This window comes from Secundilactobacillus similis DSM 23365 = JCM 2765 (assembly GCF_001311075.1).
Classification (GTDB): Bacteria; Bacillota; Bacilli; order Lactobacillales; family Lactobacillaceae; genus Secundilactobacillus; species Secundilactobacillus similis.
Genome location: NZ_BBAD01000020.1, coordinates 14,147 through 34,839 on the forward strand (window position 1 = coordinate 14,147; position 20,693 = coordinate 34,839).

The following is a 20,693-nucleotide window of genomic DNA, read 5'->3' on the forward strand; positions in this document are numbered from 1 at the left end:
GGGATTCTCATCGGTGATGGTTAGTTTGAAAACACAAGAAAAAGTCGTCAATCAGGTCGATAATGGCTGATTGGCGTCTTTTTAAGCTGCTTGTAGATAGCTAGTAAACTAGTTACTTTAATAAGAAGCCTTGTTGATGTAAGGCGGATAAGATTTCATGCCGCTTCCTAGGCGAAGTGGTTGCCGATTTCGTCAGGAGGTCAGTGAAGGTCTCCTCCCGGGCATTGGACGACCGGTTAGCGTAGTATTCACGAATCGTCCTATCGTAATCGCTGATGTTAGCCACCGCTACTTCTGGCGAATAGCTGTCAGTGAAGTGCATCATCGATTCTGGCATCCGGGGCTTGGGTTGCGTTGCCTGATCAGGATAACCTACCATGACGCCGAGGGCCGGGAAGGTGTATTTTGGCAACTTCAACAGCTCAATTAGGGCCAGTGGATCGTTTAAAATACTGCCCAGCACCACGGTGCCTAAACCGAGGTTTTCGGCCGCATTTACTAAGTTTTGCACCGCTAAAATGGCATCGGAAGCCGCTTGCATGAACTTATCAGCCGACCCTAACTCACTGACATCATCGGCCTGCGCCAGCGTTGCTGCGCGGTACTGGTCAATGACGAAGATGAACAGGTGCCCGTTGCCGTTAACGTAGGGCTGGCCACTAATCTCGGCGACTTGTTTGCGAATCGCGGGATCTTGGATGCTGATCACGCTAAACGACTGCAAAAAGTGCGAGGTTGCGGTGTGTTGCGCGACTTGGATCAGTTCTGACAGGGTGGTTTCTGGAAGAGCCTGTGCCTTGAAGTGGCGGACGGAACGGTGGTTGAGTTGGGTGGTGAGTTGCGTATCCATGTGATGACCTCCAGTTGATTGTGATTAGGGTCATCATAGCACGTTTTATCCGCAGTTATAAAGCGATTTCATCTCGATGATTAATGGTATTAGCGCTATTACTAGTGTGTTACTTTGATTTGAAGCGGAAAGCGGTTTAGTTGACCAATATTTGGTACAATTAACGTGATTATTTGAATTCATGCGTGCATGTTGAAGCTTAAACTCAGGGAGGGATTACCATGAAAGCCAAAATGATGGATGTTCTAGAAGCCTTTGAAATGTCGGATGACGAGCTGCATTACGTTTATAACAAGAAAACTGGCGAAGTCGTTATAGTTGCTGACGATAGTTCGGACTTTGAATCGGATGAGGATGTTGATATGGCAGAACTCGAAGCAAATGAGGATCAATACATTGCTTTGCCGGACAAATTCGACATTAACGACTATCACATCATGGAACAGTTTATTTGGCAATTACCAGCGGGCGAACAGCAAACTGAGCTTGAACGTAGTATTCAAGGACGTGGTGCCTTTCGGTATTTCCGCAACACGTTAGATCGGTTTGAGATGACTCAGGAATGGTACGATTTTCAGAATGAGACGTACCGGAAAATGGCCGTTGAGTGGGGCGAAGTGAATGGCGTGGAATTGGTGGAGTAGCCAGAATTAAAGCTAGAAAAAATATTGACGCATGATGGTTGCTTATTCATGCGTCGATATTTTTAATTAAAGTTGTTCGTGAACATAAAGCTCAGGTAAATCGGCTAAAAACTGCTGACGAACAGCATCCGTTGTAATGTTAGCTTCCCCAAAGTGAATCCAATTCGTGTTAGCAGGGGCGATGCCGATATCTGCAAATACCCGGTTGATCAGATTACCTTGAATCGGGTCACCCGAGGTCGTCATTAAATCGTTCTTAGTAATCGTTGCGGTCGTGATCACGGTCGCCTGATTAATGTAAGTCAGTAGACCACGCCATTCAGGATCCTCTTCGTACGCAAAGCCCTTCAACATGACCTTGTCAAAGAAGCCTTTTAATTCAGCAGGAATCTGGTGCCACCAAATCGGAGCGATGAATAGGAGTTCGTCAGATTGGGCAATCAAGTGTTGGTAGTGTTTAACGAGCTCGTAAGGCGTTTCGCCGCGACTAAACAGCCGTAACTCTTCTTTCGAATATCGGGGATTAAAGTCGTCCTTGTAGAGGTCGATCACCTGATAAGCCTGTTGCGTTTGGTTAAAGTAGGTGGTCAGCTTGGTCAAAATCGCATGATTAAAGCTTTTTTCGTAAGGGTGGGCGTAAATAATGGTCTTCATGAGAAGAACCTCCTTTGGTTTACTGAAATTTAGTGTATGGTATACTAAATCGGCAAACAAGTACGGTAATGAAAGTGCGGTACTCACCCAAAGGAGAGTGTAAGATGCCTGATATTGACTACATTAAGGATAATCAGCTCGAGGATACGGGCTTCGCATATACGCTACGGTTGATTGGCGGGAAGTATAAGATGCAGACACTTTACGCCTTGGTTCTCAACCATGGTCCGATTCGCTATAATGCGTTGAAGCGCGTCTTGACGCCAATTTCGTTTAAAACGCTGACCAACACGCTGCGAGAACTGGAAGCGGATGGCCTGATTCTGCGAAAAGAATATCCCCAGATTCCACCCAAGGTCGAGTATAGTTTGACGGCGTGCGGCCAGTCGTTGATTCCCGTGATGGATTTGATTTGTACGTGGGGGAGACGCAAATGGGGACGTCTGAAGCTTAGTGATATGCCAAAAAATACCGTGGCCTTCAATTTTGAAAGCCACGGTATTTGACGTTATGGTTTGAATTTAAATGAACCTACTTCACCGGTTCCGTCACCGGATCAGTTGCCACCAAGCCACCCGCAACGTTGTCGAGGTTTGGCTTGTCAGCTGTGACGATCAATTGTTCGTTGGTGAAGGCCATTTCGCCGATGTGGCTCATTTCACGGCCGTAGCCGGAGAGTTTCACACCACCGAATGGTAATTCTGGTAAGGTTACCATGAAGTTGTTGACGAAGACCATCCCGGTTTCGATTTGAGCTGCGACTTCAGTGCCGTGATCAGGGTCGCCGGCGAAGACGATGCCGCCTAAACCGTATGGGTTGTCGTTAGCCAATTGAATGGCTTCGGCTTCAGAGTGTACCTTGTAGACGGCAGCGACTGGGCCAAACATTTCTTGGGCGTAGGCTGGGTTGTTGCGGTCGATGTCGGTCAAAATGGTTGGCATGAAGAATTGACCTGGTAAGTCAATTGGTTCGTTACCGTAAACCACGTTGGCACCGGCAGCAATGGCGTCGTCTAATTGTTTCTGGAGTTTTTCCTTAGCGCGTTTGGTGTTCATTGGCGCAAGGGAAGTGTTTGGATCCAGTGGGTCGCCAGGAACGACCTTGCTGAACTTCTCCTTCAGAGCTTCTACGAATTCATCGTAAACGTTATCTAGCACGATAAACCGCTTGGATGACGTGCAGACTTGGCCGGTGTTATAGAGCCGTGCCCGCCATGCGATGTCGATCACGTCGTCCATGTTGGCGTCGTCGAGCACGATGAATGGGTCCATCCCACCAAGTTCCATGGTGTTCTTTTTCAAATTCTTCCCAGCAGCTTGGGCCACAGCAGTCCCACCACGTTCGGAACCGGTCAACGCCACGCCCTGAACCCGAGGATCTTCGATGGCTTCGGTAACTTGGTCGTATGACAGGAAGAGGTTAGTCAACGCGCCCTTAGGTGCACCGGCTTCAAGTACCACGTCAGCAAACATTTGCGCTGAGGTTGGTGTGTTAGCGGCGTGCTTAAGAATCATTGGGTTCCCAACGATGTAGTTTGGTGCAAATACCCGCATGATTTGGTAGTATGGGAAGTTCCATGGTTCCACCATCATCACGACGCCGGTTGCGGAATGCCGAATCTGGGCGTGACCAGTGGCAATCGTGTCGAGGACTTCTGGGGTCAAAATTTCTTCGCCGTGATCAGCGAACCAGTCGGCAATCATGGCACAGAGTTCCACTTCACCTTCGGATTCACGGAGTAACTTCCCCATATCAATGGTACAAGCGCGGGCGAGTTCAGCAGCATGTTCACGTAGTTTAGCCGCAACGTTGTGTAAAATCTTTGCGCGTTCGGCAACGGGTTGGTGACGCATGGTCTTATAAAGATCGTGACCAACCGTTAACGCTTCGCGGAGTTCTTCATCGGTTGCGTAAGGATATTCTTTAACGACTTCGTTATTGTACGGATTAATAGTTGCATAGGCCATAGTATGATCCTCCTAATCAGTTTATCAACGATATCAAGATTGATGGTGCTCGATGTCTAAGCTAGCTAGCGATGCGTATCTCATCACATTGGTGTTATAGCCGGTGTCGATGGGACTATATTGGTAGGATAACTGGTTTTGTATGCGGTTACAATTATTTTGATTGTGATGTTAAATACATACGGCGGCTTAACCGCATCATGCAGATTATTAGGGCGCTATCGGCGGTTAAGGTTAAGTTGCGGGCGTGAACCGTTGACGATAACCAGAAAGTCTGTTTAACTTGTGAGGTAAAGTGTCACTTTTTAGGACATTAACGGAAAGAATGTTTAATTTGGACGCCTTATTAAGAATTTTTATCATATAATAGTTGAAGAGCGACTAACTGTTAACCAGATGCCGCTGATTCATGGGTGGGATGTGGGTGAGAAGTCGATGACGGCGACGTTAAACCGCGTTGGCTGGGTGACCGTGGGCCGGTTACGTTGTTCAAATGAACCAACGTTTGTATAACCCGCGGTCGGTTTGGATAAAGAGGAGTATACCAAATTGATATGGATCGATTATTTTAGAGAAATGTTTTTCGTGGTGATTGGTACCCTGGGATTTGCGACGGTCAATACGCAGATTGCTTTGGGTACCCAACGCCAGGTTCGGGTGAGGCGCGACCTTAATTTAACCCGACAAGTCATACCGCAGATTGTCTATGTCTGCATTGTGCTGGTTCTGTTGCGCGTGTTGGAGATTAACGCATCGATGTCACAGAGTTGGATTTTGCTAAACCTACAACTGGTCGTGTTGCTATCAGCTAGTATGATTGTTGAGACGTTTGGTAGTTTCTTACTGATTCAGGTCGTGGGGGCGTTGTTATTTGCGACAACCAACGCCCTAACGTTAAAAATCGTGCCGTTTTACTTTTTATCCTTTTTGCTGATTTATAGTATGCACTGGTATGGCGAGGTCCTGAATCGCCATCCAAGTTTGCTTATCCTGCCACCGATGATCGTGGGGGCCATCTACTGGACCGTGATCGGCATGTACTACCAGCCGCGAGCAACGGTGATGCAGATCGTGGTGAACTACGTGGGGTTCGTTTGGGCCTACCTCGCGTTCGTCGACTACGACCAGTATCAGCAAAAGGATCAGCGAATCGTCGCGAAGTTGACCCGGGAGGTGCAGTATGACGCGTTGACGCAGGCCCGAAACTGGGGCACGTTCCAGTCCGACCTCAACGACAACTTCGCGCGCCAAACGGAGCGGCCAGCACTGATTGTCTTTGACATTGACTATTTCAAGTCCATTAACGATACGTACGGCCACTTAACCGGCAACCAAGTCCTGATCACGTTATCGGGTCAAATGATGCAGTTCTTACAGTCGAAAAATACCGACTATCAGTTCTACCGTACCGGTGGCGAGGAGTTCGCCATCATTATGCCGGACACCACGATCGAACAGGCGACTGCAGTTGTTAAAGCTTGCCAGCAACTGGTTCGCCAGATGGTGATCCTCACCAGTAAGGGCGATGCGGTTCACATCACCTGTTCCTTTGGCGTAACGTTGGCGCAAGCAACGGATCCTAATCCGACAGCGCAGTTTAAACGCGCGGACCACTACTTGTATCAGGCTAAGCGTGAAGGTCGGGACTGTACTTCGGTTGAGGGGACCGTTTTGGCGGCGTAACACTTAATATTGAATCCGCATTGGCGCAATGACTTTTTAGTCGTTGCGCTTTTTTAGAAAATTTGACGATTCCGTATCTGAGCGCATGCCCCCAAAACGGTCTCATAGTAACCCATTCGACAACACCTAATTCGGTTGCCGTGAAACTGACGGTTGAGTGGTGTACCATGGTCTTATGGCATAAAATTTTGAAGAGCGAGGTAATGACATGGAAACGACACAATTAAGCAACGGTGTGACCATCCCCATGTTGGGATTTGGTACTTACTTAATCGATAGTAAGGACGTCCCTGCAGCAATCAAAACGGCGTTGGATGCTGGTTACCGGCATCTTGACTGCGCCCACATTTACGGCAATGAACCAGCCGTTGGCGCAGCAATCAAGGCTTCTGGAATCAATCGTTCCGACCTATTTATCACATCCAAGGTCTGGAATGCCGATCAGGGCTACGACAAGACGTTAGCGGCCTTTGACAAGACGTTGACCGACTTACAGCTAGACTATCTGGATCTCTACTTGATCCACTGGCCAAATGAGGACAACTTCGACCTGACGCTGGACACCTGGCGTGCACTGGAAACCCTCTATCAACAAAAGAAGGTCCGGGCCATTGGGGTCTCCAACTTCTCAGAAGACCAATTGGAAAAGGTATTTGCGATGGCCAAGGTTAAGCCGATGGTCAACCAGATCGAACGCCACCCCTACAAGGTCCAGGCTAAACTGGGCAAATTTGACACGGACAACGGCATCGTCAATGAAGGTTACTCGCCAATTGGCCACGGCCACTTGATCCTCGAAGACCCAGTCATTACCAAGTTAGCTGATAAATACGGCAAGTCACCAGCTCAAATCGTCTTGCGTTGGCAAGTTGACACCGGCTTCGTGGTCTTCCCGAAGTCATCAAAGCCAGCCCGGGTACGGGAAAACTTTGAAATTTCTGGGTTCAACCTGACCGCAGCCGAAATTGCTGAAATTAACGCTTTGGATCAAGATAAGCACTTAAATTACGACTGATAATGAGTGAGCAAAAGCTCGTTTAAATCTGCCACTAAAACAGCCCCCGACAACCAACCGTCTAAGTTGATTGTCGGGGGCTGTTCCATTAAACTAAAAGATAACCATAAACTGGACGAAAAAGAGGCTATTAAACAATATGACAGACATTATTACGGGCATCGTGGCCCACGTGGATGCCGGTAAGACGACGCTGTCAGAGGCGTTGCTTTATCGCGCTGGGACGGTGCGAGAACTTGGCCGGGTGGATAAGGGTGACGCCTTTTTGGATTCGGATGACTTGGAGAAACAGCGAGGCATTACGATCTTTTCCCATCAGGCACAGTTAAAATACCAGGATTTGAATTTAACGTTACTGGACACCCCGGGGCACGTGGACTTTGCGAGTCAGACGGAACAGGTGCTGAGTGTGCTGGACTACGCAATTTTGGTGGTGTCGGCGACCGATGGGGTTCAGGGCTACACGCGGACGCTGTGGCGCTTGCTGGCGCGATACAACGTGCCCACGGTGATTTTTGTGAATAAGATGGACGCGGTTGGGGCTGACCGGGACGCAATTTTGTCGCAGTTGCAAGCAGAGCTGTCGGATGGCTGTGTGGCGTTTGATGCGCCCAAGATGACGAGCGTTTCAACTGAGTTGCCAGAGGGTACGGATGAGGAAATTGCGTTACATGATGACCAGTTGCTCGATAGCTTCCTTGAAACCGGCGAGCTAGCGGATGATAGCGTACGTGATTTGATTCAACAACGGGCGATCTTTCCGTGCTACTTTGGCGCTGCGTTGAAGTTGGACGGGGTTGATAATTTCTTAGCCGGACTGGCAAAGTGGACCCGGGAAACGCCGGTAACTGAAGCCTTCGGTGCGCGGGTGTTTAAAATTTCTCACGACGAGAAGGGCGAACGCTTAACCTGGCTTCGGATGCTGGGCGGCAGTTTGAAGCCGAAAGCGGTGATCCTCGACGACCAAAAGGTGAACCAGCTCCGGACCTATAATGGGACCAAATACACGGTTCAGCCAGAAGTCACCAGTGGCATCTGCGTGATTCCAGCCCTCACGGATACCTATCCCGGTCAAGGATTGGGGAACGTTGACGATGCGCTGGCGCCGGCTATGCAACCGGTGCTGACTTACACACTGGATCCGAAAGCCCACGATATTCACGACTGTTTGGCGGCACTGCAACAGTTAGCGGATGAAGATCCGCAGTTGCACGTGGCGTGGTCGAGTCAGTTGCAGGAGTTACGGGTGCAGTTGATGGGGACCGTTCAGTTGGAGATTTTGCAGCAGTTGTTGGCAGACCGCTTCCAGTTGGATGTGGGCTTTGATGCTGGGAGTATTTTGTACCGCGAGACGATTACCGAAGCCGTTGAAGGGGTTGGCCATTTTGAACCGTTGCGGCACTATGCTGAGGTGCACTTGTTGATGCAACCGGCACCGCGGGGGAGTGGGCTGACGTTTGCGGCGGATTGTTCGCTTGAGGTACTTGGGCGTAACTGGCAGCATCAGGTACTGACCAACTTACGGGCGAAGGAACAACTTGGCGTCTTGACCGGGTCGCCGATTACGGACATGAAGATCACGCTTGTTGGCGGTCGGGCCAGCATCGTGCACTCCGTGGGTGGCGACTTCCGGGAAGCCACTTGGCGGGCGGTTCGGCAGGGCCTGATGACGTTGCGGGAACGTGGCGGTTGTCAGCTGTTGGAGCCGTGGTACCAGTTCCGGTTAGTGGTGGCGCAGGAACAAGTTGGTCGTGCCATGACGGATATTCAGCGGATGAACGGGACGTTTGAGACGCCAGAAACGGACGCAACAACTGGCCTGACGACGTTAACCGGAACGGCCCCAGTCGCCACGATGCAGGGCTATTCGCAAACGGTCAACGCCTACACTCACGGTAAGGGGCAACTAGAGTGCTTAGTGGCTGGTTATCAACCAGCGCATGATGCCGAAGCGGTTGTCGCCGACCAAGGGTATGATCCGGTGGGGGATGTGCCAAATACCCCGGATTCTGTATTTTGTGCCCATGGCGCCGGTTATCCGGTACGTTGGGACCGGTTGCCGGAGATGGCGCACTATCCGTACGTGTTTACGGCGGCTGAGTTGGCGGCAATGAACTAAATTGATTGGGGGACGAAACGATGCGACCAGTCTACTTTTACGGTGCAATGAGCCTAGATGGGTACTTGTCAGATGAACAGGACAACTTACAGTGGTTGTTTGATACCAATTTAGACGGCCAATCGACTTACGAGGCGTTCGAGCAAAAAATTGATACGTTAGTGATGGGCCGAGTGACCTACGAGACCACATTAGCGCTGTTGGGTGACGGGGCACCGTTTTATCCCGGCAAAGAAAAGGTGATTTTCTCGCGGACCAAGACGGGAACGATCGATGAAGGGCGTTACGTCAATGATGATCCGGTAGCGGTTGTTCAAGCGTTGCGACAACAGGCTGGTAGCGGCATCTGGATCGTTGGTGGCGGTGAGATTTTGACGGCACTACTAGCGGCGGGGTTAGTTGATGACCTCTGGGTTCAAATCGCGCTAGTCCTGTTAGGCCGAGGTAAGCGCCTGTTTCCAACTGGTGATTACGGTCAACGGTTGGCGCTGGTTGAGACGACGCGGATGGGCGAGTTGACGGAATTGCATTTGAAACGACTTTAGGACATCAAAAAAGCTGATTCAAACGACCACGATTGGCGTTTGAATCAGCTTTTTTAGCATTTAAAGGTACTATTCCGCTTCAATTCCCAAAATCTCACGGATCTCATCCTCAGTCAACGCACCCTTATTCTGGGTACCGCTGAGGATCTGATCCACAAGATCACGTTTCTGTTCTTGCAGTTTGTAGATCTGTTCTTCAATCGTGCCTTGGGTGATCAACCGATAAACGTCCACTTGGTGGTGTTGGCCGATCCGATGTGCCCGGGCGGTGGCTTGGTCTTCGACGGCAGGGTTCCACCAGAGGTCAACTAGGATCACCATGTCGGCGCCGGTTAGGTTAAGCCCGGTCCCACCGGCTTTTAGCGAAATCAGGAAGATCGATTTTTCGCCGGCGTTAAAGGCGTCCACCATGGCCAACCGGTCCTTGGGTTTCGTATCACCCTTTAGGACGTAAGTGGGTAACTTAGCTTGTTGGAGGTGGTCTTCAATGATGCCTAGCATGCTAGTGAACTGTGAAAAGATCAGCACGTGGCGGTTGTTATCGACTGCTTGATGCAGTAATTCGATCAGCTGCTCCAACTTGCCGGAAGTGCCGTTGTAGTCGTCCATGTAGAGGCTGGTGTGTCACAAATTTGCCGGAGTCGGGTCAACCCGGCCAGGATTTCGATGCGGTTCTTCACGAATTTGGAGGACGACATCCCCCGGACTTTGACCTGCATCTGTTGCAGCTGCGCGAGGTAAACGGTCTTTTGTTCCGGTGTCATGTCGTTGGTGAGGTTGGTTTCGATCTTTGGCGGCAAGTCGGTCAAAACGGCTTCCTTTTCCCGTCGTAAAATAAACGGCTTGACCCGGATGGCGATGTCATCGGGGGTCAGCTTGTGGAAGGCCTTCTTGTTTGGTAACAGGCCTGGCATCACGAGTTCGAAGATCGACCAGAGTTCTTCCGTCCGGTTTTCAATTGGCGTCCCAGAAAGGGCATAGGTGTTGCGCCGGGAGAGTTGCCGGAGCTCTTGATGGGTCTTCGTGCTACTGTTTTTAACGAATTGCGCTTCATCGAGCACGAGGTAGTTGATGCCGCGGTCGTTGTATAACGCGATGTCACGCCGGGCGCTGTTGTAGCTGGTGATCAACACGGTGTTAGTCGTGTCGGCGATGATTTCGCGACGCTGTTCCTTATTGCCATCCACCACGGCGACCTGAATATCCGGTGCGAATTTATGAAATTCAGCTAACCAGTTGTAGATCAGTGAGGCGGGGGAAACCACCAAATCAGGGTGGTCAGCGTCCAAATGATTGTTCAAGAAGGTGATCATCTGCAGCGTTTTCCCAAGCCCCATTTCATCGGCTAAAATGCCGCCAAAGCCGTGACTATTCAGCATTTCAAACCACTTGACCCCGGTTATCTGGTAGGGACGCAACGTGGCTTGAACTGGCGCTTCATCGCTGATGTCAAATGCTTCTGGATGCGCGAGGTCTTGCGACAATCGTTTAAAGTTGGCGTCAAACTCCGCTGTATCGCCAACGGCTGCTTGAACCGCCAGCGCTTGAGCGGCGTTGACTTTAATTTGACCGTTATGCAGTTCACCTTGGTGCCGTAAGCTAATCAACGCCTGGTTCAGTTGCTTGAGGTCGTTTTCCACCAACATGATGCTGCCATCTGAACGGGCAATGTAGGGGCGGTTAACGTCCAACTGCTGGAGCACTTGGTCAACGTCCTGTTCATCGATGCCCTTCAGTGAGAAGTTCACGGACAGCAGGCCGTTGTCTTCACTAACGTTGATGGCGGATTCGATGTCACTGCCGGAGCGTAAGCGTTGTTGCAGTTCATCGGTGACCGTGGTGACCCCGTTACTTTGCAGGTTCGGTAGTTCAGCCACGAAGAACTGGTAGAGCGTTTCGGGGTCGGTGAAGTCCTTCTCCCAAACGTCATCTTGCTCGGTGAAGCCAAGGGAGCCGAGGTAACTTTCGGCCTGGGTTTCCTTGTCAAACAGCCGTTTTTCATCGGGCACTTGGTGTAACTGGGATTTGGTGTATAACGTACCATCATAGTCATAGGTTAGTTTGAGACGGAGAAGGCTACCAGTCGTGGTGAGGTCGAAGTGTGGTGTCATTTGCGGTTGAACAAGGGTTTCCGGCAAATCGTTAATGGTGCCGAATTGCTGGAAATAGGTGATTAACTGCAGCAGACTGTCAACTTCGCCGGCCGTAAATTGGAGGCCATAACTGCCATCGTCATCGCGCTCAGCGGTTTGGTCGTAGCGGTCAAGGAACTCGCTGATCATCGTGTACTGCGGTGCGGTAAGTTGGAAGAAGTGGTCAGCGCTGGTGAAGAGGTTTTCCTCAGCCAGAGCACCGTCATAGTGGTTGGCCAAGATGAACTCAAACCCGCTATCGGTTGTTGTGACCGTTGCGGTGAGCAGGCCGTTATCGGGCTGATAATCTGTCAGGTCGATTCGGCCGTAAACGGCGTGATCGGATTCGTAGCGAAAACTGGTGACCTGCGAGAGTGCTGGAATGATGCGGGCGAGGTCGCCGGTATTTAACAAGCGTTGCTGGTTTCGGTCGTTGCCGGTGCCTTGGTAACGCTGACTATCGGGTTGGGTGCCGTGGCTCAGGATCGTCAGCACTTGGTTCTCGGCTTCGGAAAAGACCTCTGGCGTTAACCGGAACCGGGCCTTACCACCGGTTTGGTAGTCGGTTTCCGTGAGGTATTTGGTCAGAAAACTGTCGATGTTGCTGATTTTGTAGAACTTGCCCTGCTGCTGGCTGGCGATTCGAAGGCTGACGAAGGCGCGGTAGTCCGAGTTACCCCAGTAGATGCTGTAGGGGAGGAACCGGAGCGTGACTTCTAGCGCCAGTGGCATCTCTGTCGTCTCGTTTTCAGTCAGGGGTTTGAAATACTGCGGTTCTGGCAGGTTAATATTTTGCAGGAATGACGCCCCACTGGAAATCTGTTTTTGCGGTTGGTACTGGGCGAAGTAGCGCTCGATGTCGGGATCGAGGTAGGGCTTGGGTTTGTCATCGAAAGTCGATGGCTCGGCTGATTCGGGATATCGCTCGAAAAAGGCGTTCCATTTTTTAGGATGGAAGCGTAAGTCGTTGTAGGTTTCCTTATTTGGGTAAACGTGGGCAGCTGCAGCTGGGTGTTCGGCGAGCGCTTGCTCAAAGGCCATACTGTTGCCGAGGTAGTCGCCGGAAAAGTCATTTTCGTAGTGATCACGATCATCAACGTCGGAAAAGAGGCGCTCGATTGGCCGCTTCTGCGTCTTCAACAAGGAGAGCACTGCGCAATGTGCTTGCAGTAACCGTGCTCCGGAAAGTAGGGGCATTCGCAGTAGTCGTTTTGGCCAGTAAAGCTGACGGTCACGCCGTAGTCGTAGGTGCCATAAACGGTGGCGTTCACCTCTTGCTGTACATTATCGATGTAATCAATATCCAAGTCGCCTTCACGCGCGATTTCACGCCCGCGGGCTAGGATCTTATTGGGAATGTCACGGTTATTCAAATTGACAGCCTCCATTTATGTCGTTCAAAATTTTGCGTGATTCCATTATACCAAGTTTTAGGGGGAAAGGTCTAAGCATCAATTTATCAGGATAATTGGTGAAATGCCGCAATGTCATGGTAAAATGGGAAAAACAGGCGTTGCGAGTCGGTTGGACTGGCTTTAAAATATAAGCTAGTTTAAATTAACCGATAAGGACGCAGAGCGAGTCACTACTTAAGAGATGATTAGTCTAGGAGGACATCAACGTGGATCAAGGAAAGGTACTTCAACTTAAAATTACACTAACGGACGCAGCCGACAAGCCAGTTTGGCGCGAAATTCTGGTGCCGGATACGGTGCGGTATGACCAATTACACGCCATTATCCAGGTGTTATTTGACTGGCAAAATGCCCACTTGCACTCATTCCGCCCAAGTACGGACGATAACGTGGAATACGGCATCGTGATGGCCGACGATGATTTCGGCATGGTGGAAACCAAGCCAGAGGGCGAATTCGCGGCACTTCCTGATTTGAAAAAGGGCCCAGTGACGTACACCTACGATTTCGGCGATGACTGGCGACACGTCATCGAATTAGAAGAGACGCTGAACTACGACAAAGTCGTTGCAGCGGGTCACCAACAACTCCCAATCAGCATCAACGGCGAGGGCGATGCCCCAGCGGAAGACTCACGAATGGCGGATCCAGCAGAACTGGCAGCGGCTGGGATTACTGGGACGGCTTATGATGAGAAGAAGATTAATGCGCAGTTGATGAAGTTGATGAGTTGGTGGAATTAGAGAGCGCAAAAATAGGCGTTTAGAAGATGGAGTATAAGGGCGACCCAAGCAAACCTACCGGTTTTTGGTAGGTTTGCTTGGGTCGCCCTTATATGCAATCTTCTGCCTATTTTTGCGCATTTCGGCGTGGTGGCCTAAAAACACTAACGCTGACAAACTTCAAAATAGAAACGATTATCCAGAACGAAAAGAGTCACCAAAGCGCCGAAACAAACGTCGCCAACACCACTCAATCATAGTGTCGCCAAACCAGTCACCTTTATAATATAACCATCCATTAACATGCACTACCCAAAAAAACAACACTTCCCCCGTACCATCCCAATTCCCCAACCTCAAGCCAACATCATTGACACCACCCACATACCGAGCATAATAGGGGCCACATTCAACCGAGAAAGGTGGTATCCCACTATGACAACCTTAACGTTAGTCGTCCCAGTGCATAACTTGGCGCTTACCTCCCAGAAACGTTAGCCACGCTCGAACAGCAAACCGCGCCCTTTGAACTTTGGTTAATTGATGATGCGTCAACGGATGATTCAGCAGACCAGCTACGTCAGTTTGCAGCTAGTCGGTCTGAGACGCACGTTGCGGTATTTCCCAACCACCGTGGCGTTTCGGCGGCCCGGAACTATGGCATTCAGCACGCAACTGGTGATGTTGTGGCGTTTGCGGATGGTGATGATCAACTACATCCTGATTACGTGAAGACGTTGTTGGATGGCTTTCGGCCGGGTGTTGTGGCCGTCACGGTGGGTTACCGCTGGTGGCACGTGCCAATCAGCAAAGAAAACCACTACGAACGGCTGACGCAACGCGAAATGTTTACGCAGGTTAGCCACCGTGGCACCGAAGTCGGTGGCTACGTTTGGAATAAGGCCTATTCGTTAGACGCAATTCGACAAGCTGACCTTGAGTTTGATGAGTCACTGTCGATTGCCGAGGATTACCTGTTTACGGCTCAGTTTGTGGCACGGACGCGGGGGACGTATTTGTACAACCCGGTTCTGCGATACACGAAGGTCAATCGCCCGGATAGTACGATTCATACGCGACGGATGCAGGAACGGCAGATTGAGGCCGAGTCTTTGATGAAATTTATCGGTTAGGAAAGACGATTTAAATTTGCGCTACCGTGAATTGCTCAGCTTGACTATAATAAAGCTGAGGTGAGCGAGATGACTAGGGACGAGCTAATTGCGTATTGTGAAAATGAATATAACATGGAAGCTGATCGACCGTTCAAACACTATCCGGACTACGTGGCACTGCGCCATCCAAATGGCAAATGGTTCGGCCTGATTATGAACGTTCCAGCGGATAAATTAGGACTTCCCGGAATGGCAGAGATTGAGATTGCCGACTTCAAGGTAGAACCGGAACTAAATTCGATTCTGCAAGTGCAACCGAATTTTCTACCCGGTTATCATATGTCAAAGGTCCACTGGATCACGGCGATTTTGGAGCGGTTTGAGTCCGTGGCTGAGCTGGCGGATTTGATTGAGGGAAGTTATGAGGCGACGCAGTAACGGTCATTGATGCATTTTCCCACGTTATTATGTTTCACGTGAAACATCCTAGGAGGTTGTTAGCAATGGCTCAGTTACCAACGGTCATTGATCAGATGGCTTCACAAGAGTTAGCGAAGAAGTAAGAAGCTAAATTGATAAAACAGTACCATGAGTTGAAAAAATAAAAAGAAGTTCATCCATGATGTTGTCATGGGTGAACTTCTTTTGTGCTATACATCAATTAAAAGCGATTGAGATGCGTCCTTGTTGGGAGGGTGGACTAGTCCGACCTATTTTCCGCCTTGACGATTGGTCTACATTGGGTGTTCCCAGCCACCGCGAGTATCAACTTGAGCAGCGTCGGCAAGTTGCTCTAGCGTTTCAATTTGCTTGTCAGATAAGGTGATCTTTAGTGCGCGCATCTCGGAATCAATATATTCTGGTTTGGTGATACCAATGATTGGCGTTGTACCTTTTGCGATTGCCCATGCGGTTGCGACTTCGGCAGCAGTTGCACCTTGTGAGTTACCGATTTTTCCAAGCTCAGCAGTTAGGGTTGCTAGTTCTGGTAAGATTGGGTTGTAGATTGCGGCACGATCAGAGCCAGCAGGTAGCGGATTTTCTGGGTTGTATTTGCCGGTCAATGCACCTTGTTCTAAGACCATGTAGGCAAAAAATTGGATGCCATTTTCACGGCAATACTCTAAAATGCCGGCTTGTTCAGATGAACGATACAGTAAGGAGTAGTGATTTTGAACGGCTTCAACTCGAAAACCTGCTTCATTGAGAATCTCATTAGCCTGTTTGATTTCATCGATATTATGGTTTGATACGCCGACATGCTTAATCTTCCCAGCTTGTAATAGTGGAATCAGTTGTGGTGTCCACTTGGCAACATCTGCAGGATTGTGAATCCAATATAAGTCGATGTAGTCTGTGCCGAGTCGGTCCAAACTGTCTTCTAACATATCGGCAACAGGAGTTGTGCTTGTACTGGCAATTTGTGGCGTAAATTTAGTTGAAAGCTGGTACTCAGAGCGACTGTGAGTCGCCAGAAGCTTTCCCAAGACAGCTTCCGAGTGACCCATACCGTAAACAGCGGCGGTGTCCCATAAAGTTAACCCATTATCAATAGCGTTATCAACGACTTCTTGTAGATCAGTTTGGGTCATTGTACTACCAAAATAGCCATTACCCGTTTGACCGTTATCACCCCAAGCCCACGTGCCTAGAGCGATTTTCGGTGTTTTTAAAATTTTAGTCATGTTTTCCTCCATTAAGTTGTATTTTGGTTTGCGTTACATCCAAGCGGGTTGGTCGCCATCGGTGTTTGGTTTGTTCAACCCGATACTGTCATTTGGATATAAAGCGGGTGCTTTGATTAATTTCACGATGAAATCGGCAACACTTTGTCGAGAAACTTCTGTCCCTTTGAATGGCTCGTTGGCTTCAGTGGTCTCGTAGGCAATTTCGTCTTGATTGGTCAACCAAGCAGGGCGGATTTGGGTGGTATTGATTTCATTGTGGTCATTTAGAATTCTGTCGGATTCACGGAAGCCTGGCAGGTAGGCACCGATTGCTTGTTCATTCCATTCACCGAACTTACCCGGAACTTCATGAAGAGCACCAAGAGCGCTATAAAAGATGAGGCGTGAGACTTTGGCCGCAGTCATTGCGGCAATCAGCGCCTTCGTGTATGTCGCTAGAGCCGTTCCGCCGAGATTAGAATAGATAATATCAATATCTGTCATTGCAGCGGTCATAGCATTTACGTCAGTCGCATCACCGTCGATAATGGTCACGCGATCATTGTTTTCATATTGTGATAACCGCTTTGCATTTCGTAAATACAGGGTTAAATCATCGGCGGTTTCATTCAAAAGCCGATCAATTACAATCTTTGCAGTGGCGCCATTTGCACCGAGAATTAAAACTTTAGTCATTTATTAAACCTCCTAGATTACCAAGGTTGGTCAGTTGGGCCAACGGTAAATTCACTGACGTTGGTATCGGCTGGCATGTCGATCACAAACGAGACGACTTTTGCGACCCGGTCAGCACTGATTTCGTAATGGTCATACATCTGTTGCGCACCTTGAGCGGCATCTTGATCGGTGATGGTACTCAACAGTTCGGTCTTAATGGCGGCAGGGTAAATGGTGGCCGTCCGAATGTGGGAGCCTTCTTCAGCGGCCTCCATCCGTAAGACTTCCATCAAGTCACGCACAGCCCACTTGGTTGCGCCGTAAACCGCACCGCCGGGGTAGGCTTGAGACCAGCAACGGAACTGGTAGCAACGAAGTGACCGGCTTTTTGTGCTTTAAAGGTTGGCAGAGCAGCGGCGATGCCGTTCAACACGCCCTTGATATTGACGTCGATCATTTTGTCCCATTCACCGACGTGCAGTTTAGACATCGGTGCAACGGGCATCAAACCAGCGTTGAGAAACATCACGTCGATCCCGCCAAATGCATCCTTGGCTAATTGAACGAGGTTTTCGTTATCTTCGGGACGCACAACGTCGGTCACGCGGTAAACGGCCTGCCCACCAGCGTCGATAATTTCGGTTGCGAGGGCTTGAAGCTTTTCTTCACGGCGGGCACCAAGGACGACTTTGGCACCTTGGCTGGCGAGTAACTTAGCAGTTTCGGCACCAATACCGCTAGAAGCACCGGTAATGACAACAACTTTATCTTTGATCATAATTGAATTCCTCCTACTAGTGGGTGTGAACGGGGCGGATAACTTTGGCTGGTACGCCGGCGACCATGGTGTTGGCCGGGACGTCCTTGGTGACAACGGCCCCGGCAGCCACGATAGCATTTTCGCCAACGGTAACGCCGGGAACCACCGTCACGTTTGCGCCGAGCCAAGCGCCGCGACAGATACGGACTGATTTGAGAACGAGGTCGCGACGGTGCGCGGGTATCTCGTTATGGTTAACGGAAATGAGGGTGACGCGGGGGCCAAGGAGCACGTTGTCTTCAATCGTGATGCCGCCGAGATCGACGAAGAAGTTCTCACGGTTGATGAAGACGTGGTCACCAATGGTGGTGTGGCGCTCGAAGTCGGTTTGAAAGGGTGGGTTAATGACGCTGGTTTCGGGAAGCTCAGTTCCTAAAATCGTGGCGAGTTGCGCCCGTCGTTCAGTATCAGTAGTTGCTTGATTAAGGGCAATCAAGTGATTGCTGGTTTCGGCAACAACGGCATCAACGGTTCGAGCGGTTTCACCGGACCAACTGATGGGTCCAGCATTGATTAAGGTTTCTAAATTCACGTGGTGACCTCCTTTTGATGAGTTAATCTTATGTCGATTAGATTAATATGTCTAATACCTAATCGCGATGGTATACTATGCTTAAAATGAATAGAAGGTGAGCGAATGGAACTGCGAGTTTTACGGTATTTTTTGATGGTGGTTAACGAACGTAATATCTCACGGGCTGCCGAAAAGTTGCATGTGTCACAACCGACGATTTCACGCCAACTGAAAGATTTGGAAGATGAATTAGGCGTGACGTTGTTTGACCGCGGTAGCCGGAGTATTGATTTAACTGAGGCTGGGACGTATTTTGCCGATCAAGCCCGCCAAATCGTGGTGCTGGCGGATAAGACGGTGGCCAACGTTAAGCAGACGCAAGAGTTAACCGGTCGAATCTTGATTGGCAGTGCTGAGGCGCCCATGATGGTGACCGTTGCCAAGGCCATTAACGCTTTAGCGCAAGTGGCACCGAAAGTTCAGGTGGGCATCCATAGTACTGATGCCAATGATGTAAACCAACGGCTGCATGCCGGGGTCTTTGACTTTGGCGTCGTGATGGAACCAATCGCCAAGGACGAGGAGGACTTTATCAGTTTGCCGGGAACGACCGCTTGGGGCGTCCTCGTGCGGCAAGATTCAGCACTTGCACAAAAAAATAGCGTGACGGCAGCCGACCTCGCCAATCAGCGGTTGATCATGCCCCAGCAACACGGTAGCATCGATTATCTGGCTGACTGGATCGGCACCAGCGATTTAAAATTAAACGTGGCCGCAACCTATAACTTGCTCTACAACGCCTCGATCATGGTTGAAGCGGGAGTTGGCACGGCGTTGTGCTTAGATGGCATCATTAACACGGCCAATACCGATTTACGGTTTGTGCCGTTAGCGCCGCGACTGGAAGCCCACTCGAGTTTGATTTGGCCACAACACCGACCGTTATCACCGGCGGCAACAGCATTCCTAAACGTAATGCGGGAAGTGTTGCCAGAACATTATTGAACGACCGACATGTTGTGTAACCGATAAGCTTCCTGACAGGTTGCCACGTCTAAAATCAGTGGTTTACCGGTATCAAGGGTCGCGATGGTTGCCATATCGGTTTCGCTCAGGGTGAAATCATTGATGGCAAAATTTTGGCGAATTCGAGCTAAGTGGACGGATTTAGGAATCGCGATCGCGTTAATTTGCTGGAGCCAGCGGAGGCTGACTTGAGCAGGGGCCTTACCGTACTGGTCACCGATGGCGGTTAACGTTGAGTCGGTGAAGAGGTCGTGCTGTCCTTCCGCAAAGGGCGCCCAGGCCATTGGGGCAATCCGGTATTTAGTCATTAAATCCCGTAACTCACGGCGTTGCGAGAAGACGTGCAATTCAATTTGGTTAACCGCTGGCACGATGTCGAAGGCTTCAATCAGGTCAACTAACCGATCCGGCAAAAAGTTGCAGACCCCAATCGCGCGAATTTTACCCGCTCGGTACAGGTCCTGCATGGCCCGCCAACTACCGTAGTAATCGCCGTAGGGCATGTGAATGAGGTAGAGGTCGAGGTAGTCAGTCTGGAGGTTGTCGAGGGTCTTTTGAAAGGACGCCATCGTCTGGTCGTAACCGGTGTCTTGGATCCAGACCTTACTTGAGATGAAAATGTCGTGCCGATCGATGCCGCTTTTGGCGATGGCGTTGCCAACCGCGGTTTCGTTACCGTAAACGGCTGCCGTATCAATTAACCGGTAACCGGTTTGTAGTGCGTCAAGGACGCCCTGTTCGCACTGGGTGAGATCATCGATTTGGTAGACCCCGTAACCGAGTTGGGGCATGGTGATGCCGTTGTTGAGTTGTAATTGTTTCATTGTGTTAGCCTCCGTAAGTGGTTTTGTGATTAGCTTACGGGGAGCCGGTGAGAATGTCTAATGCTTATGTTGGTGAGTAAACTATGTGTTTTGGTTATGATGTATTTGAAAAACCGCAGAGTGTTTCACGTGAAACACCACTCGCCCATAGAAAAAAACTATCGCATGGTGATGAAAGCAACGCTGATATTGTCGGGTTCGACTCGGTAATCAAAATGACGACCGGCGCCCTGCGATAGAACTTACATATCAACCAGCAATTGACCAAGCGGGCGGCACATTATATCATGATGAAAATATTA

General features: G+C 49.9%; 19 protein-coding genes and 2 pseudogenes. 10 read left to right on the top strand and 11 right to left on the bottom strand.

The features are described 5' to 3' along the window. Nucleotides 1-112 precede the first annotated feature (112 nt). A complete protein-coding gene (locus tag JCM2765_RS06415) occupies nt 113-850 on the bottom strand; it encodes an NADPH-dependent oxidoreductase (protein ID WP_054735116.1) in 738 nt (245 codons plus the stop codon). Between the two features lie 221 nt (nt 851-1,071). On the opposite strand from JCM2765_RS06415, the gene JCM2765_RS06420 reads away from it, so the two are divergent. Beyond that, entirely contained in the window at nt 1,072-1,494 is a 423-nt protein-coding gene (locus JCM2765_RS06420) for a UPF0158 family protein (protein ID WP_054735118.1), read from the top strand. A 66-nt stretch (nt 1,495-1,560) separates the two neighbouring features. Here the strand turns inward: JCM2765_RS06420 and JCM2765_RS06425 are convergent, their stop codons facing one another. Continuing rightward, a complete protein-coding gene (locus JCM2765_RS06425; protein WP_054735121.1) occupies nt 1,561-2,148 on the bottom strand; it encodes an NAD(P)H-dependent oxidoreductase in 588 nt (195 codons plus the stop codon). Nucleotides 2,149-2,252: 104 nt separating this feature from the next. Between JCM2765_RS06425 and JCM2765_RS06430 the strand changes: the two genes are divergently transcribed. Beyond that, on the top strand, nt 2,253-2,654 hold the full coding sequence (locus JCM2765_RS06430; RefSeq protein ID WP_054735126.1) for a winged helix-turn-helix transcriptional regulator: 402 nt from the start codon (nt 2,253-2,255) through the stop codon (nt 2,652-2,654). 25 nt (nt 2,655-2,679) lie between these two features. Here JCM2765_RS06430 and JCM2765_RS06435 read toward each other — a convergent pair whose 3' ends face one another. Further along, complete coding sequence (locus JCM2765_RS06435; RefSeq protein WP_054735136.1) at nt 2,680-4,116, bottom strand: NAD-dependent succinate-semialdehyde dehydrogenase; 1,437 nt, start codon at nt 4,114-4,116, stop codon at nt 2,680-2,682. A gap of 549 nt (nt 4,117-4,665) precedes the next feature. On the opposite strand from JCM2765_RS06435, the gene JCM2765_RS06440 reads away from it, so the two are divergent. From JCM2765_RS06440 to JCM2765_RS06455, 4 genes are all read left to right on the top strand, one after another. Continuing rightward, on the top strand, nt 4,666-5,799 hold the full coding sequence (locus JCM2765_RS06440; RefSeq protein ID WP_054735139.1) for a GGDEF domain-containing protein: 1,134 nt from the start codon (nt 4,666-4,668) through the stop codon (nt 5,797-5,799). Between the two features lie 208 nt (nt 5,800-6,007). Further along, nucleotides 6,008-6,814 (top strand): aldo/keto reductase, encoded by an 807-nt coding sequence (locus tag JCM2765_RS06445; protein WP_054735141.1) that lies wholly within the window; start codon nt 6,008-6,010, stop codon nt 6,812-6,814. Between the two features lie 139 nt (nt 6,815-6,953). Continuing rightward, nucleotides 6,954-8,933 (top strand): elongation factor G, encoded by a 1,980-nt coding sequence (locus JCM2765_RS06450; protein WP_054735143.1) that lies wholly within the window; start codon nt 6,954-6,956, stop codon nt 8,931-8,933. Nucleotides 8,934-8,953: 20 nt separating this feature from the next. Beyond that, nucleotides 8,954-9,478, top strand: a complete 525-nt coding sequence (locus tag JCM2765_RS06455) for a dihydrofolate reductase family protein (protein WP_054735146.1) — start codon at nt 8,954-8,956, stop codon at nt 9,476-9,478. Between the two features lie 69 nt (nt 9,479-9,547). Here the strand turns inward: JCM2765_RS06455 and JCM2765_RS18040 are convergent, their stop codons facing one another. Genes JCM2765_RS18040 through JCM2765_RS18045 form a run of 3 tightly spaced genes read right to left on the bottom strand, consistent with a single transcriptional unit; the run spans nt 9,548 to nt 12,983 of the window. After that, entirely contained in the window at nt 9,548-10,087 is a 540-nt protein-coding gene (locus tag JCM2765_RS18040) for a DEAD/DEAH box helicase (protein ID WP_225352014.1), read from the bottom strand. Continuing rightward, nucleotides 10,045-12,753 (bottom strand): DEAD/DEAH box helicase, encoded by a 2,709-nt coding sequence (locus tag JCM2765_RS06460; protein WP_225352015.1) that lies wholly within the window; start codon nt 12,751-12,753, stop codon nt 10,045-10,047. The genes JCM2765_RS18040 and JCM2765_RS06460 overlap by 43 nt, the downstream gene beginning before the upstream one ends. Beyond that, nucleotides 12,747-12,983, bottom strand: coding sequence for an SWIM zinc finger family protein (locus JCM2765_RS18045; protein ID WP_225352016.1), 237 nt, complete (start codon nt 12,981-12,983; stop codon nt 12,747-12,749). The genes JCM2765_RS06460 and JCM2765_RS18045 overlap by 7 nt, the downstream gene beginning before the upstream one ends. A gap of 248 nt (nt 12,984-13,231) precedes the next feature. On the opposite strand from JCM2765_RS18045, the gene JCM2765_RS06465 reads away from it, so the two are divergent. The 3 genes and pseudogenes from JCM2765_RS06465 (at nt 13,232) to JCM2765_RS06475 (ending at nt 15,300) form a co-directional block, all read left to right on the top strand. Then, nucleotides 13,232-13,768 carry a plasmid pRiA4b ORF-3 family protein gene (locus tag JCM2765_RS06465; protein WP_054735148.1) on the top strand — a complete coding sequence of 179 codons (537 nt, stop codon included), beginning with the start codon at nt 13,232-13,234 and terminating at the stop codon, nt 13,766-13,768. 414 nt (nt 13,769-14,182) lie between these two features. Then, a pseudogene (locus JCM2765_RS06470) lies at nt 14,183-14,894 on the top strand (glycosyltransferase family 2 protein). Nucleotides 14,895-14,949: 55 nt separating this feature from the next. After that, complete coding sequence (locus tag JCM2765_RS06475) at nt 14,950-15,300, top strand: MmcQ/YjbR family DNA-binding protein (protein WP_054735151.1); 351 nt, start codon at nt 14,950-14,952, stop codon at nt 15,298-15,300. A gap of 296 nt (nt 15,301-15,596) precedes the next feature. Here the strand turns inward: JCM2765_RS06475 and JCM2765_RS06480 are convergent, their stop codons facing one another. The 4 genes and pseudogenes from JCM2765_RS06480 to JCM2765_RS06495 form a co-directional block, all read right to left on the bottom strand. Next, complete coding sequence (locus JCM2765_RS06480) at nt 15,597-16,547, bottom strand: aldo/keto reductase (protein WP_054735152.1); 951 nt, start codon at nt 16,545-16,547, stop codon at nt 15,597-15,599. 33 nt (nt 16,548-16,580) lie between these two features. Next, nucleotides 16,581-17,225, bottom strand: a complete 645-nt coding sequence (locus JCM2765_RS06485; RefSeq protein ID WP_054735156.1) for an NAD(P)H-binding protein — start codon at nt 17,223-17,225, stop codon at nt 16,581-16,583. A 17-nt stretch (nt 17,226-17,242) separates the two neighbouring features. Continuing rightward, a pseudogene (locus JCM2765_RS06490) lies at nt 17,243-17,985 on the bottom strand (SDR family oxidoreductase). Between the two features lie 16 nt (nt 17,986-18,001). Then, entirely contained in the window at nt 18,002-18,559 is a 558-nt protein-coding gene (locus JCM2765_RS06495) for an acyltransferase (protein WP_082405019.1), read from the bottom strand. A gap of 105 nt (nt 18,560-18,664) precedes the next feature. Here JCM2765_RS06495 and JCM2765_RS06500 point away from each other — a divergent pair, with 105 nt between their 5' ends. Beyond that, nucleotides 18,665-19,546 carry a LysR family transcriptional regulator gene (locus tag JCM2765_RS06500; RefSeq protein ID WP_054735158.1) on the top strand — a complete coding sequence of 294 codons (882 nt, stop codon included), beginning with the start codon at nt 18,665-18,667 and terminating at the stop codon, nt 19,544-19,546. Here the strand turns inward: JCM2765_RS06500 and JCM2765_RS06505 are convergent. Beyond that, a complete protein-coding gene (locus JCM2765_RS06505) occupies nt 19,540-20,391 on the bottom strand; it encodes an aldo/keto reductase (RefSeq protein WP_054735161.1) in 852 nt (283 codons plus the stop codon). The two genes, JCM2765_RS06500 and JCM2765_RS06505, sit on opposite strands and share 7 nt — an antisense overlap. Between the last annotated feature and the right edge of the window lie 302 nt (nt 20,392-20,693).